13 protein-coding genes and 1 pseudogene are annotated in these 14,890 nt (G+C 64.3%); 4 read left to right on the forward strand and 10 right to left on the reverse strand.

Translation table 11 applies throughout. From position 1 onward, the window contains the following. Positions 1-108: 108 nt before the first annotated feature. From LRP30_RS27295 to rfaD, 3 genes are read right to left on the reverse strand one after another with little or no spacing between them, the layout of a single operon-like run. Complete coding sequence (locus LRP30_RS27295; RefSeq protein ID WP_249756733.1) at positions 109-1,395, reverse strand: O-antigen ligase family protein; 1,287 nt, start codon at positions 1,393-1,395, stop codon at positions 109-111. Continuing rightward, positions 1,392-2,876: a D-glycero-beta-D-manno-heptose-7-phosphate kinase gene (rfaE1, locus tag LRP30_RS27300; protein ID WP_249756734.1), complete on the reverse strand. Its 1,485-nt coding sequence runs from the start codon at positions 2,874-2,876 to the stop codon at positions 1,392-1,394. Before rfaE1 ends, LRP30_RS27295 begins: the two co-directional genes overlap by 4 nt. 12 nt (positions 2,877-2,888) lie before the next feature. After that, entirely contained in the window at positions 2,889-3,869 is a 981-nt protein-coding gene (gene rfaD / locus LRP30_RS27305) for an ADP-glyceromanno-heptose 6-epimerase (RefSeq protein WP_249756735.1), read from the reverse strand. 157 nt (positions 3,870-4,026) lie between these two features. Here rfaD and waaF point away from each other — a divergent pair, with 157 nt between their 5' ends. Continuing rightward, entirely contained in the window at positions 4,027-5,097 is a 1,071-nt protein-coding gene (waaF, locus tag LRP30_RS27310) for a lipopolysaccharide heptosyltransferase II (RefSeq protein WP_249756736.1), read from the forward strand. A gap of 155 nt (positions 5,098-5,252) precedes the next feature. On the opposite strand, the gene LRP30_RS27315 is transcribed toward waaF, so the two are convergent. Continuing rightward, complete coding sequence (locus LRP30_RS27315; RefSeq protein ID WP_249756737.1) at positions 5,253-6,290, reverse strand: glycosyltransferase family 4 protein; 1,038 nt, start codon at positions 6,288-6,290, stop codon at positions 5,253-5,255. Between the two features lie 126 nt (positions 6,291-6,416). Here LRP30_RS27315 and galE point away from each other — a divergent pair, with 126 nt between their 5' ends. From galE to LRP30_RS27330, 3 genes are all read left to right on the forward strand, one after another. Continuing rightward, positions 6,417-7,430, forward strand: coding sequence for a UDP-glucose 4-epimerase GalE (gene galE, locus LRP30_RS27320; protein WP_249756738.1), 1,014 nt, complete (start codon positions 6,417-6,419; stop codon positions 7,428-7,430). A gap of 118 nt (positions 7,431-7,548) precedes the next feature. Next, positions 7,549-9,351 (forward strand): ABC transporter ATP-binding protein, encoded by a 1,803-nt coding sequence (locus tag LRP30_RS27325; protein ID WP_249756739.1) that lies wholly within the window; start codon positions 7,549-7,551, stop codon positions 9,349-9,351. A gap of 37 nt (positions 9,352-9,388) precedes the next feature. Further along, positions 9,389-10,090 carry a fumarylacetoacetate hydrolase family protein gene (locus LRP30_RS27330; protein WP_249756740.1) on the forward strand — a complete coding sequence of 234 codons (702 nt, stop codon included), beginning with the start codon at positions 9,389-9,391 and terminating at the stop codon, positions 10,088-10,090. Positions 10,091-10,153: 63 nt separating this feature from the next. On the opposite strand, the gene LRP30_RS27335 is transcribed toward LRP30_RS27330, so the two are convergent. From LRP30_RS27335 to LRP30_RS27360, 6 genes and pseudogenes are all read right to left on the reverse strand, one after another. Continuing rightward, complete coding sequence (locus LRP30_RS27335; RefSeq protein ID WP_128932739.1) at positions 10,154-11,494, reverse strand: MFS transporter; 1,341 nt, start codon at positions 11,492-11,494, stop codon at positions 10,154-10,156. Positions 11,495-11,666: 172 nt separating this feature from the next. Further along, positions 11,667-12,116, reverse strand: a pseudogene (locus LRP30_RS27340) (nuclear transport factor 2 family protein); the annotation flags it as partial. A 14-nt stretch (positions 12,117-12,130) separates the two neighbouring features. Next, positions 12,131-13,060, reverse strand: a complete 930-nt coding sequence (locus LRP30_RS27345; RefSeq protein WP_128938827.1) for an aspartyl/asparaginyl beta-hydroxylase domain-containing protein — start codon at positions 13,058-13,060, stop codon at positions 12,131-12,133. A gap of 133 nt (positions 13,061-13,193) precedes the next feature. Then, entirely contained in the window at positions 13,194-13,349 is a 156-nt protein-coding gene (locus LRP30_RS27350) for a hypothetical protein (RefSeq protein ID WP_007612486.1), read from the reverse strand. A gap of 178 nt (positions 13,350-13,527) precedes the next feature. Beyond that, positions 13,528-14,178, reverse strand: a complete 651-nt coding sequence (locus tag LRP30_RS27355; protein WP_249756741.1) for a hypothetical protein — start codon at positions 14,176-14,178, stop codon at positions 13,528-13,530. Beyond that, entirely contained in the window at positions 14,147-14,809 is a 663-nt protein-coding gene (locus tag LRP30_RS27360; protein WP_249756742.1) for an AAA family ATPase, read from the reverse strand. Before LRP30_RS27360 ends, LRP30_RS27355 begins: the two co-directional genes overlap by 32 nt. Between the last annotated feature and the right edge of the window lie 81 nt (positions 14,810-14,890).

Consider the following 14,890-nt stretch of genomic DNA (forward strand, 5'->3'; position numbering starts at 1 on the left):
CCAGTTAGATGCAACCTGTCCGCGCTGATAACCCATCTCGGCAGGACATGCCAGAGAAGGCTTGCGCGGTGACGCTAGCAGTCGAGACCACCCGGCCGCGAGGGCCATTCAGGAACCGGCCTCTTCCGGCTTCGCCTCGGACCGTTGGGCCCGGATCACCATGCCGCCGGCAACGCCGACGCCAATGACGTACATCCAGCCCTCGTGAAAGTCGAACAGGTGGGAATTGAACAGAGAGGTGAAGACGTTCTGCACCACCACCAGGAGTCCGATCCAGTTGGCGAACCCGTCGCCGCGAAACAACAGCAGGTGCAGGATCCAGATCGCGAAGAGAACGGCGATACCGATGGCGCCCCATTGCACGGCGACGTTCAGCGTCTGGTTATGCGGATTGCCGATCACTTCGGCGGACGCCTGGTACTGGCCACTGGGTGTCGCGACCCGCTCGAACAATCCGCGCGTCGAGCCCGTGCCGTGCCCCACGACCGGTGCCTCCGCGAAGAAGCCGAGCGATTTCCGCCAGAATTCGAGCCGCAGCCCGATCGAGGTCGGCTCGCCCCTTTCCACATAGCGCGTATACTCATTGGTAAACCTCTCAGCGGTCTGGCGCAAATGCGGCGAAGCCTGCCAGGCCAGAACGGCGCCGGCGAGCAGAGCGGCGGCGACTATCGCAATGCTGCGCCATTTGAGATGAAGCAGCGCGAACACGCCGAACATGATCGGAATGGTGACGAGCGCCGTGCGCGACACCACCACGAAGGCCATGTTGACGAAGAAGGTGAGCGCCAGCGCCGTGAGCAGCCCGGCGAGCCAGTAACGCTTCTCACGCAGCAGCATCACGATCGGATAGGCGAGCGCGACCGCGCAAAGCGTGAATTCCTGGCTCTGGTCGATGTAGTTCTTGACGAAGATGCCGCGTTCGGGCGCATCGGTCTTGAGCGCGAGGTTGGGATAGAAGGCGACCAGCCACGACATCACCGACAACAGCGCACAGGACACCAGGAAGGCGACGAGCACCCAATGCCCGCGCTGCGAGCGCTCGAAATGGTAGAGCAGGATTGGCAGCACGAGCAGCTTGACGGTCGGATTGACCGCATACAGGCGCGCGCCCCAGGTCGCATCCGACCACAGCGTCCCGAGTAGCGCGAGAGCGACCAGCGCGATCGGCGCAACGCAGATCGGGCGCTTCAGCGATTGCAGGAACGCGCGGAGGTCGAGGAACGGCACCATGCAGAGCAGCAGCAGGGCATTGAAGATGCCCGCAAGCGAGGTCGACCATGGCAGCGAAGCCGCGGTCAGCACCGCGAAAATGTCGACCGTCTCGCGCCAGGCCGTCGGGCTGCGCAGCCGCCGCCCGAGCATCTGGCCCGCCGTCTCGCGGGCGAGCGCCGTCACTTGTCCCCTCCCCGCGCGCGATGCACCAGCGCCGTGGTGCTGAAGCCCTGAAGGATATCGACCAGCACGACCGTCCCGCCTGCGGCCTCGACGACCTCGTGGCCGACGACCTGCTCGCGGGTATAGTCGCCGCCCTTGACCAGCACGCCGGGCTTGATCTTGGTGATCAGGTCGATCGGCGTGTCCTCCTCGAAGATGACGACGAGATCGACGGCCTCCAGCGCAGCGAGCACCTCGGCACGCGCGCGCTCGTCCTGGACCGGGCGATCGGCGCCCTTCAGCCGCCGCACCGAGGCGTCGCTGTTGAGACCCACGATCAGGCGGTCACAGGCCGCGCGCGCCGCGGTCAGCACCTTGACGTGGCCGGGGTGCAGGATGTCGAAACAGCCATTGGTGAAGCCGACGCGCTGGCCTTGTCTCTTCCATTCGGCGAGTTGCGCGTCCAGCACGCCCGGCTCGAGCACGATCTTCTCCTCGGCGGCGAGATAGGCGTGCGGCAGGATCTTTCGCCGCAGCTCGGCCGCGCTCACGGTGGCGGTGCCCTGCTTGCCGACGGCGACGGCGGCGGCGGCATTGGCCATGCGCAGCGCCGCGTCCCAGTCCGCGCCCGTTGCGAGCGAGACCGCAAGCGCGGCGGCGACGGTGTCGCCGGCGCCGGAGACGTCGCGCACCTTCACCGGGAAAGCCGGAACATGGACGGCCTCGCCGCTGCGCGGCACCAGCGTCATGCCGTGCTCGCCCAGCGTGACCAGGATCGCCTCGCAATCGGCGAGCCGCATCACGTCCTCGCTGGCATCGACGATGCTCTGCGTGGTGTCGGCGCGGCTCCGCGTCGCCTCCGAAAATTCCTTGCGGTTGGGCGTGAGCAGCGTCGCGCCGCGATAGATCGCCCAGTTCAGGCTCTTGGGATCGACGATGACGGGCTTGCCGAGCTTTCGCGCGGCATCGATGGTGTGGCGGATCACGCGTGCGGTCAGCACACCCTTGGCGTAGTCGGACAGCAGCACGATGTCGGCGCGCGCGATCTGCGGCAGGATCGCCTCGATCAGCTTCGTCTCGGTTGCATCGGAGGCAGGCCCCGCCTGCTCCCAATCCGCACGCAGCATGTGCGTGGAAAAATGCTCGGAGACGAAGCGGACTTTTCGCGTGGTCGGGCGCGAGGAGTCGGTCACCAGAACGCTGTCGATGCCGGCGTACTCCGCCAGCGCCGAGGCGAGCCGCCTGCCCGCATCGTCCTCGCCGACGAGGCCGACGAAGATGCAGCGCGCGCCGAGGGAGGCGATATTGCGCGCGACGTTGCCGGCGCCGCCGATATAGATCTCGCTGCGCTGGGCCGAGATCACCGGCGCGGGCGCTTCCGGCGAGATCCGCGACACCTCGCCATAGACGAACTCGTCCAGCATGATGTCGCCGATGCACAGCACCGTGCGGCCGCTGATGGCTTGTGCGAGGGCGTCGAAATCGAGAATGGGTGTCGGCATGATCGCGGGGCCTCAGCGGAAACGGTCGGGCCGGTCGAGATAATCCCCGACATAGGCCTTGACCGCGTCCTCGAGCGTCGTGAAGCCGCCGTTATAGCCGGCGCGGTGGAGACGATCGACCTTGCTCTGGGTGAAGTATTGATAGCTGCCCCGGATCGCCTCGGGCATGTCGATGTATTCGATGTTGGGCCTTTTGCCGAGCGCGGCATAGGCTGCCAGCATCAGGTCCTTGAAGCTGCGCGCCTTTCCGGTCCCGACATTGAACAGGCCGGAGACCGACGGCGTCGCGAGCAGCCACATGACGACGCGCACGACGTCGTTGACATAGATGAAATCGCGGCGCTGGTCGCCGTCTTCGATGCCTTCACGATGCGACTTGAACAGCTGCACGACGCGGCCCGCTTTCACGTCGTCGAAGCGGCGCGCCAGCACGCTCATCATCGAGCCCTTGTGGTATTCGTTGGGGCCGAACACGTTGAAGAATTTCAGGCCCGCCCATTGCGGCGGCAGCCGATCGCCGTTCGCGACGCGCTGGGCAACAGTGAGGTCGAACAGGTGCTTGCTCCAGCCGTAGAGATTCATCGGCCGCAGCTTCTTCAGCGCGGGCAGCGAGGCGTCGTCGTCAAAGCCGTCCGTGCCATCGCCATAGGTCGCCGCCGATGAGGCATAGATGAATGGCACCGCATTCGCCGTGCACCAGTCCAGGAGGCGCATCGACAGGCGGAAATTGGTCTCGATCACGAGATCGCCGTCGGTCGCTGTGGTCTCGGAAATCGCCCCGAGATGGATCATGGCGTCGAGCTTGCGGCCCTTCAGCCAGTCCTCCAGCTCGGCTGGCGGGACGATATCCACAAGCTGCCGCTTGGCGAGGTTACGCCATTTGCCGTCAGAGCCGAGGAGATCGCAGACCACGACGTCGCTGCGGCCGGCCTCGTTGAGCGCGGCGACGACATTCGATCCGATAAAACCGGCCCCGCCGGTCACCAGCAACATTCCACCTACCTGCCCGATTTCTGAAAGCCCGGTCCTGCCGTAGCGCATGATCCGCCAAAGTGTAAGCGGTTTTGGGATCGGTCCTCAGCCGGCTTTACCTGCCGGCCCGGAGCGGCTAACCGAACGGCCCATAGCTCGCCTTCGGCCCTATTAACAAATGAATATAGATTCGCAACTTAGTGGACATGCAGACCGGGACGACACAAGTCCGATCCTGATCATTCCCTACATGTGGATCGGCGATTTCGTCCGGAATCACACTGTCGTGAGGGTCCTGAAGCAGCGCTGGCCCAACCGGCCGGTCGATCTCCTGACCACCTCCCTGTGCGCCCCGCTGGTCGATTACATGCCCGGCGTGCGCGCTGGCGTCGTCTGGGACCTGCCGCGTGGCCGGCTCGCAGTTGGCCGCCAGCTCAGCCTGGCAAAACTCCTGCGCGAGCGGAGCTACGGCACCGCCCTGGTGCTGCCCCGGACCTGGAAGGCGGCCATCGCGCCCGCGCTGGCGGGCATTCCTGAACGGGTCGGCTTCGTCGGCGAGTTCCGGTTCGGCCTGATCAACCACTGGCGCTGGGGCGAGAAAAAATTGCCCCGCTTCATCGACAAGAACGCCGCCCTCGCCCAGCCCGACGGCGCGCCGCTGCCTCCGGAATGGCCGGTGCCGCAATTGCGCGTCCCCGCCGAGGAGATCGTCCGCTGGCGGCAAGCCAATGGCCTCAGCGCCGGCGCGGCCGTGGCGCTGGCCCCCGGCTCGGTCGGCGTGTCAAAGCGCTGGACCTACTATCCCGAGGCCGCCCGATTGCTGGTCGAGCGCGGCCTGGAGGTCTGGGTGGTCGGCGGCCCCGCGGAAAAGGGCCTCGCCCAGGAGATCGTCGCGGCCGGTGGCGCGGGGGTGCGGGACCTCACCGGCAACGATTTGCGCAATGGCGTGCTGGCCATGGCCGCGGCCGGCGTCGCCATCTCCAACGATTCCGGCCTGATGCACATCGCAGCCGCCCTGGGCACGCCGACCATGGGCATCTTCGGCCCGACCAGCCCCTATCTCTGGGCCCCCCTCAATGGCCTCGCCGCGACCGTCGTGCAGGACAAGAGCGTGCTGTCATGTCAGCCCTGCCAAAGCACGATCTGCAAGATGAACGATCACCGCTGCATGCGCGACATCGCGGCGAGCGAGGTCGTGGCGATTGCGCAGCGGGTGCTGGGTGAGACGGGGGCAAGGGCGACGACGTGAGTGGCGCGAGCGCCGATGATGACATCCTGCCAGTGTTTTGCCCGACAAATCAACGGCTATTCGAAAAATCCGCAAGAAAAACAAGCTCACCGCCAAACCGTTGATTTCATTGTCTTCGGCTTTCGCACTTTTGTTTGCACCCACGAAAGCAACGCTCAGAGCAGCGGGCGATAGACCTCGCCGATCCGCGCCGCCTCCGCATCCAGGCTGAAGCGTTCGAGCACCCTTGCCCGCCCGCGCGCGCCCATCGCAGTCGCGGCGTCCACATCACGCATCAGCGGCTCCAGCCCGGCGACCAGCGCATCCACATCGCCGGGCGGCACCAGCACGCCGGTCACGCCATCTTCGACTACGAGTTCGGCCGCACCGGCGCGTGCGGCGACGAGGGCGCTGCCGGCCGCCATCGCCTCGATCAGCGTCAGGCCAAAACCTTCGTTGCGCGAGGTGAAAGCGTAGATCGTCAATCGCTGATACCAGCGCTGCACCTCGCCGATCGGCAATTCGCCGGTGATGACGATGCGCGATTGCAGGCCGGCGGCCGCGATGCGCTGCTTCAGCTCGTTGGCAAAGGCCGTCTGCTCGGGCGTGACCTGGCCGACGATGACTGCGGTGAAATCGGGATAGCGCGGCAACAGCCGGCACATCGCATCGACGAACACGTCGGTGCCCTTCTGCGCGCGAACGCGGCCGAAGCAGCCGATCGCGTAGCGGCCCGGCAGCGCGGCTTCCGCGAACGCAGCGACGCGATCTCTTGGCGGCGCGTAGACGTCGGTGTCGACGCCATGCGGAATCACGGTTGCCTTCACTTTCAGGAACGATGCCGAGATGTCGCTCGTTGCGATGATCGCATCCATGCGCCGGATCAGCCAGCGCGTGATCCAGCTGTGATGCCGCTGCGCCGCCGAGGTGAACACGAGCTTCAGTGGCCAGCCGAGCGCGCGCAACGCGACGCCGGCGATCATCTCGTTGTTGCGGCGCGCATGCCAGATCAGCGGCGCCTTGCGATGCCATAGTTTCAGGAAATCCGCAGCGCTCAGGCGCGCAATCCCGTTCGGCGCATCGGAGCCGAACCACGCCGCGCGATACAGTTTCGCCAGCCGCGGCGCCACCATCCGATTGGTCGCGGTGACCCCGGAATAACGCCTGTGCAGATTTGGCACGATCACTTCGAGATCGCCCGGGAAATTCGCCACGTCATGCTCCGTTTAACAGGTCCCCTATACGCAACATTAAGCATAGTGACCAGTTCAGCCGCGCCGATACCCCCTCTTCACCACGCCAGCGCTAGTTTTGCGCGTTGATCGAAGACGGGTGAGATCATGACTGTGCTAGTCACCGGCGGCGCCGGCTATATCGGAAGTCACACGGTCCTGGCGCTGGCGGAAGCCGGCGAGGACGTCGTCGTGATCGACGATCTCTCCACAGGTTTCTCCACCTATCTGCCGGAAGGCGTGCCGCTGTTCATTGGCGATGCCGGCGACGAGAACCTGCTAGAAGGCGTGATCGCGCAGCACGACATCGAGAGCATCATCCATTTCGCGGGCTCGGTCGTCGTGCCGGATTCGATGCGCGATCCGCTCGGCTACTACCGCAACAATTTCACGACCGCGCGCAATCTGCTCAACGTCGCGGTCAAGCGCGGCATCGGCCGCTTCATCTTCTCCTCGACCGCCGCCGTCTACGGCAATCCGGACCAGGTGCCGGTGCCCGAGCACGCGCCGACGCGACCGCTGTCGCCTTACGGCTCGTCGAAGCTGATGACGGAGATCATGCTGCACGACGTCGCCGCCGCCTATGGCATGCAATATGTGACCTTGCGCTACTTCAACGTCGCCGGCGCCGATCCGCAGGCGCGCATCGGCCTTGCCACCGTCGGCGCGACGCATCTGCTCAAGATCGCTGTGGAAGCCGCCACCGGTCAGCGCGCCAAGATCGACGTGTTCGGCACCGACTATCCGACCCCGGACGGAAGCTGCATCCGCGACTTCATCCACGTCACGGACCTTTCGCAGGCACATCGCTCCGCGCTGGCGTACTTGCGCAATGGCGGCACCTCGACAACGCTCAATTGCGGCTATGGCCGCGGCTATTCGGTGCTGGAGACCATCGACGCGGTGCGCCGGGTTTCGGGCCGCAGCTTCGCCGTGCAATACGCCCCGCGCCGGCCCGGCGACATCATGACCATGGTCGCCGACACCAGCCGCATCCGCGGCTTGCTCGACTGGAAGCCGCAATACGAGGACCTCGAGACCATCGCCGCGCATGCGCTGGCCTGGGAGGACAAGCTGTTCCGCGAGCGCCATGGCGAGCTTCGCCACGCCGTCTCGGCCTAGAATCATCCCGAGCGCAAGCCCTTAATTGGGCTTGAAAAACCCCGCTTGAGCGGGCACAGAGGCCCATCGATCCCTGACGCGCGGGCAGGCTTTGTCCTGCGCCGTCAATGGACACCGGATGGCTCAGTTTCCAAAGAAAATCACCGACGATCCCTATGCGGCAGCGGTCCTGATTCGCCGCCTGGTCATGGAACAAGGGGTCGTCTACTGGCGGCGCTACCTCGTCGCCTTTGCGCTGATGGCGCTCGCCGCAGGCTCAACCGCATGCGCGACCTATGTGCTCGGCCAGGTCATCAACCAGGCCTATGTCGACAAGAACATCCCGGGCATCGCGATGTTCTCGGGCATCACGGTGGTGCTGCTGTTCATCAAGGGTGTGGCGACCTACGGCCACATGGTGATCCTGACCAAGATCAGTAACGCGATCCTCGCGACCAACCAGCGCCAGCTGTTCGCCAAGCTGATGCGCGAGAGCGTCGGCTTCTTCTCCGAGCGGCATTCGTCGGAATTTTTGGCGCGGCTGACCGCCGGCGCCAAGTCCATCACCGACGTGCTCAACATGCTGGTCAACGCCATCGGGCGCGACCTGTTGATGCTGCTCGCCATGATCGGTGTGATGGTGTGGCAGGACCCGCTGATGTCGTTCATCGGCCTCGTCGCGGTGCCACCGGCGATGCTGGTGCTGCGCAAGCTGGTCAAGCGCATCAAGGGCCTTGCGCATAACCAGTTCACCGGCATCGCCGACATCCTGGAGACGATGCAGGAATCGCTGCAAGGCATCCGCACCGTCAAGGCGTTCACGCTCGAAGATACCATGCAGAACCGCATCGACGAGAACATCGCGGTCGTCGAGCGCAACGCCAACAAGATGGCCCGCGTCGCCAACCGCTCCAATCCGCTGATGGAGATGCTCGGCGGCTTCGCCGTCGCCGGCTGCCTGATGTACGGCGGCTACGCCGTGGTCGCGCTCAATGCGACGCCCGGCGCATTCTTCTCGTTCATGACCGCCTTCCTGATGGCGACCGAGCCGGCCAAGCGGCTGGCGCGGCTCAACATCGACCTCAACAGCCAGCTGGTCGGCGCGCGCATGCTGCTCGAGGTCGTCGACAGCCCCGCGAGCGAGCAGTCCGACGACGACAAGCCGGCACTGAAGCTGTCAGATGCCCGCATCGAGCTGCGCGATGTCAGCTTCTCCTATCGCTCAGGCGAGACCGTGCTCAACCGCATGAGCTTCATCGCCGAGCCCGGCAAGGTCACCGCCCTGGTCGGCCCGTCCGGCGGCGGCAAGTCCACCGTGCTGGCGCTGCTCTTGCGCTTCTACGAGGTGACGCAAGGCGAGATCGTGATCGACGGCCAGTCGATCAACTCGGTCTCGCGCAAATCGCTGCGGGCGCAGACCGCCTATGTCGGCCAGGACGTCTATTTGTTCCGCGACACGATCCGCAACAACATCGCCTTCGGCCGGCCCGGCGCGAGCGAGGACGAGATCATCGAGGCGGCGAAGGCGGCCTGCGCGCATGATTTCATCATGGGTTTTCCGCTCGGTTACGACACGCCGGTCGGCGAGCACGGCACGCAGCTCTCCGGCGGCCAGCGCCAGCGCATCGCGGTGGCGCGCGCGCTGATCAAGAACGCGCCGATCATCCTCCTGGACGAAGCCACCGCCGCACTCGATTCGGAGTCCGAGCGTCAGGTGCAGGAGGCGATCGAACATCTCTGCCAGAACCGCACCACCATCGTGATCGCGCACCGCCTGCACACCATCATGCACGCAGATAGCATCCTGGTGGTCGAGGGCGGCGAGATCGTCGAGCAGGGCCGGCATGACGAGCTCTTGCGCCGCTCCGGCCGTTACGCCTCGTTCTTCCGCCTGCAACATCACGATGTCGGTGCACTGGCGCCGATCAGCGCAACCGCATAGAGTTCCTTATCAACCTCAAGAGCCGCGAGACCGCTTCATGAACGCCGCCTCCTACGTCATTCCGCTTCCGCCCCAGGCATCGCTTCCCGTCGTCGGGGAAAGCGGCCGCTATCCGGTGCGCCGCATCTGGTGCGTCGGCCGCAATTATCTCGAGCACATCCGCGAGATGGGCAATGACGAGCGCGCCCCGCCGTTCTTCTTCGCCAAGCACGCCGACATGCTGGTGCCGGATGGCGCCACCATTCCCTATCCGCCGCTGACCAAGGATCTGCATCACGAGGTCGAGCTGGTCGTCGCGATGAAGAGCGGCGGGCTGAACATCCCCGCCGACAAGGCGCTCGACCACGTCTACGGTTACGCCGTCGGCATCGACCTCACCCGCCGCGATCTCCAGATCGCCTCGCGCAAGAAGGAGCGTCCCTGGGAGATCGGCAAGTCGTTCGACGGCTCCGCCCCCTGCTCCGCGGTGCAGCCGGCCTCGAAGATCGGCCATCCCTCGAAGGGCAAGATCTGGCTCACCGTCAACGGCAAGGAAGCGCAGCAGGGCGACCTCACCGAGCTGATCTGGAACGTGCCGGAGATCATCTGGCAGCTCTCGCAGCAGGTGAAGCTCGCCGCCGGCGACATCATCATGACGGGCACGCCGGCCGGCGTCTCGCAGCTCCAGGTGGGCGACAAGCTCGAATGCGGCGTCGACGGCGTCGGCACGCTGAAGGTGAGCATCGGCCAGCCGGAATAGGCTGAGCTCGAGATCACAGACAGGCAAAGCCCCGGACGTCACGTCCGGGGCTTTTTTGCGGCCTCAAGTTCGCCGCTCATGCGCGCCCACCGCGTTGATATCCTTCCCGGTGTAATCGGTCATCATCGCGGTTGCGGCCAGCGTCATGACAGCGCAAATCGCGATGTAGATCGCGATCGCGGTCGCCGAATGGAACGTGCCGAACAGCCAGGTTGCGATCAGCGGCGCCGGGCCGCCGGCGATCACGGATGCGAGTTGATAGCCGAGCGAGGATCCGCTGTAGCGCAGGCGTCCGGTAAAACTCTCGGCGATCAAGGCGGCTTGCGGCCCGTACTGCATGTCGTGCGGAATCAGCGACAGGATGATCGCAAGGAAGATGATGGTTGGCGATCCGGTGTTGAGCAGCGCGAAATAGACGAAGCCGAAGATGCCCGTCACGGCAGCGCCGATCATGTACATGTTCTTGCGGCCGATCTGATCGGAGATATGTCCGCACAGCGGGATCGAGACAAACGACAGCACCGAGGCCGAGAGCACCGCGGTCAGCAGGAAGTCGCGCGAAACGTGCAGGGTGCCGATGCCATAGGAGAAGACGAAGGCGGTGAAGATGTAGAACGGCGCCTGCTCCGACATGCGCGCGAAGGCCGACAGCAGGATCTCCTTCGGGTATTCCCGGATCACCGTCAGCATCGGCGTGCGGTCGACCTGACGTTCGGCCACGAGCTTTGAGAACACCGGCGTTTCGAGAATGCCGAGCCGGATATAAAGCCCGACGCCGACCAGGATGATGCTGAGCGCGAACGGAATGCGCCAGCCCCACGCCAGGAACTGATCGCCCGCCATCTGGCTGAACGCCAGCACGGCGAGATTTGCGAGGAACAGGCCGCAGGGCACGCCGAATTGCGGCCATGACGCGATCAATCCTCGGGATCGGTCGCTGCGGGCCCATTCCATCGACATCAGCACCGAGCCGCCCCACTCGCCGCCAACGCCGACGCCCTGAATGAATCGCAGCACGGTCAGGATCACGGCGCCCCAGATGCCGATGCTCGCATAGGTCGGCACCACGGCCACTGCGGCGGTCGCCAGTCCCATCAAAAGCAGCGTCGCGATCAGCGTCGATTTACGTCCGATGCGGTCGCCATAGTGTCCAAAGATTGCCGCGCCGATCGGGCGCGCGACGAAGCCGACTGCGTAGATCGCAAACGCCTCCAGCGTGCCAACCCAGGGATCGGACTGCGGAAAGAACAGCTTTGCGAAAACCAGACCGGTGACGGTGCTGTAGAGGAAGAAATCATACCATTCGATCGCGGTCCCTACCGTGGACGCGATCACCGCGCGACGAAGCTGGCGCTGATGCTCGGATTCAGTAAGTCGGGTGGCATCAAGGTCGAGTGTTGCCATGGGAGCGTTTCCCTCGGACAGCCCCCCGGTTGCGCATTTTTCACCGATTATTCGTTGAGAAAAAACGAGATCAGGTTCCAAGGGTTCCGGCCGAACTGGAACGAGAGTGTAAAACTTTAGTCGGCCAATAAAGCCGGCGGCGCACGCTGCCGGATGGGTTGGCTCTACCAGGCCTTACCCGCCGATTGGCGTGGCTCGCCTGAGGCACTCCGCGGTTGAGCGACATATGGGAATGCACACACAGCCAGCCGTCGGCGGTCTTGGAGAACACCATCGTCGCCCGCCCGGGGCGTGGAAACGCGCTGCCATCGGAATGATAGCCCGTGCTCGTCCACGGCGCGATCACGGTCACCATCGTGCCGTCGGACGATGCCAGGATCGAGGTCTGATCGAGCACGAAACGAAAATCGGTCGTCTTCGGCCAGACGTTGTCCCATTGCGTCGCGACCCATTGATCGAGGCCGGGGATGACATCGTTATGCGTGCCGAAGGCGAGCACATCCGGATGGAAGAGCGGCCGCGCCGAGGCATAGTCGACCTCGCGGACATAGCCCGCGAAGGTGTCCAGCCACTGGCGGAAGAACCGCACGATCTCCGTATTCGCGACCGGCAAGGGGCTCATCGCGAGGCGCCGATTCACCGCAACGCCGACAGCACGATGAGGCCGAGGATGAGCGCCGTCAGCGAATATTTCAGCGTGTAGTAGACGTTGCGGTTCCACTCCTTGACCTTGCGGCTGCCGAGATGGATCTCGTAGAGCTTGCCGAACACCTTGTTGAGCACGCCGACATTCTCGCCGTCGACGTTCTGGGTCGCCGACGCCTTGACGATGTGATGGCTGACCCAGCGGTTGATCGCGGTCATGAAGCCGAACTTCATCGGGCGCTCGACGTCGCAGAACAGGATGATGCGGTTGACGTCGGTCGCATTCTCGGCGCTGTGGATGAAGGTCTCGTCGAACATGAAGGCTTCGCCGTCGCGCCAGACGCATTCGACGCCGTCGACGAGAATCCGGCATTTGTTCGAGTTCGGCGTAACGAGGCCGAGGTGATAGCGCAGCGAACCCGCGAAGGGATCGCGATGGGCGCCGAGCTTGCCGCCCGGCGGCAGCATCGCGAACATCGCGCCGTGCACGCTCGGGATCGAGTTCAGCAGCTCCACCGTCTTCGGGCAGAGCGTGCGCGCCGAAGGCAGGAAGTCATCGTACCATTTCAGGTAAAACCGCTTCCAGCCGCTCTTGAAGAAGGAATAGAAGCCCCAGTCGTTGTTCTTGGCGGCGGCGCGGATAAAACCTTCGTCGAACAGCCGCACCGCCTCATCGCGGATGGTCTCCCAGTTCTCGCTCAGGGGCTTCAGCTCGGGAAATTGATCGACCGAGATCACCGGCTTGTTGGGCACGGCCGAGCCGGCATACATCAGCACGTTGTAGGGCGCGAGATAAGTCGAGTGATCGCCGAGCTGGCGCGCGAAGCGCAGCCGCTGCTTGCCGCGGAAGTGAACGTAAATCGTCGAAGCCGCCAGCACATAAAGAATAACAAGTTGCGGCGCAAAAAGCTGTTTCAGCATTTCCCCAATCCCAAGTGACCCAGCCGGGGTGTCGTGTAGCCCGACGGAGCCCGAGCGGCAAGATATTCACCGCCGGGTTGCAATCACGCTGGGGAGAGCGCTCGAGCGGAACTTGGGGCCGAAACCGCCCAAATTAGGCCCGCGACAGCGCCTGGAGACCCTTGAACGTCAGGCGCTTGGGATCGGTGACGCCGGCGAGGTAGAGACGGCGGATGAAGGCGATGACGGCGTCGCGGTCGCAATCGGTCAGCGCGACGACGGCGTCGACCGCGATTCTCTGGGCTTCCATTGGGCTCACCTCGGCCTTGCGAGTCACCCTGGCCGAGACAGGCTAGGACCCATCCGTTAATCCGGCGTTAACCGTTGGGCAGGGATGGCCGATTCAGACAGGCGGCCGAATACGCAAACAACATTGGCGGGCGGGCTGCCCCGCCCCGGCCTCGGCGATATCCTGATTCCGATGCGCGCTAGTCGGCGCCGGACGTTCTCGCATTGCGTGTCAATGATTTCAGCAATTCGGCCTGCTGTCGCGCCAACTCACACTGCTTCCGCGCATGTGAGCTCGACAACTCGATCCATTGCGAGAGCGTTCTCACGCGGCTCAACTCGCGCGTATACTGCAGGGTCGCGCCTGCATTCACTTTCATCAATTCGAGCACGACAGCGTGGCACTCAGCGGCAGCTCCGTCCAGGACGTCGCTTTCCGGACTGGCAATATCCTTCGTATATTCGAACGCAGTATGCACGCCTAACTTCATTGCCTCGAGAGCATGCGTCTGCATCTCTTTGGCGATCTCCACGGCGAGAGCGGAGGTGTTGCTGGCACTTTGGAATTGCGTCGAACGCAGCTCCACCTTGGTAGACGGGCACGTCGCGACGTTGTCGATTGCCGCGGGAATGGTCGTCTCCGCAGGCACCTTTCGAGCAGGCTTCTTTCGAGCAGTCCTGGCTGCCTGCTCGCTCCGGAGTCCATCGCCCCGTGGGACGGCGACCGGATCAGGCGGCATCTCCAAGAGGCTCTCGTCGATTGTGCGGCTCACCGCCGCAGTCAGATCCACCAGCGACCGACGTTTGGCGCGTGCGCCATCAGCAGGCTGTCTCGACCGCGCCTTGCCCATGATGATTCGACTCCGCGAAGATGTGCTCCGAAATCCAGCGCCACAGCCCAACGATCTCGTCCGAGGCTTTTCCGTCCGGCGCAAACTCGGTGACGCCCAAGCCTACCCCGAGCGCATCCTGATGGTCGTTGCGCTGTCCAATAAAGGGAAGCGCAAGCACCCCAAGCGAGTTGAGCGACGTGGCAGCTTCACTCAGCCGGCACCCCCGTGTGGGCGTCTGATTGAGGATGAAGGCAAACCGGCGGTTACCCCTACGAATGGCCAACAGCGTAGGGATGGCAGCTTCGATATCGGCCGGGCTCGGACGCGCCGGAATGAGACAGAGGTCGGCATTGGTGATGGCGCGCAGCGCCAGGGCGTTGTTCGTTGCGGCCGTGTCGATGATTGCGAGCCCAATCCCTTCGGCCTGGAGCCGAGATAGCACCGGCTCGATCTCTGCCGGATCCGCAACGCACTCGACACGAGGATAGGAATTCTCGCGACGCTCTTTCCATTTCGAGATGGTGCCCTGCGCGTCCGCCTCAATGAGAGCAACGCGCTCTTCGCATTCCATCGCGGCCACGGCAAGCCCGACAGCCAGCGTACTCTTACCGCTTCCGCCTTTCTGCGTGACCAGAGCAAGCACGTGCACGTCCCGCGCTCCCATCAATGCCAGCGACGCGGAACTCAGGCGCTGTCGGAAGTAAATTGCATGCAACGCAACAATACTACT

It is taken from the genome of Bradyrhizobium sp. C-145 (assembly GCF_023375135.1).
In the GTDB taxonomy this organism is placed as follows: domain Bacteria; phylum Pseudomonadota; class Alphaproteobacteria; order Rhizobiales; family Xanthobacteraceae; genus Bradyrhizobium; species Bradyrhizobium zhanjiangense.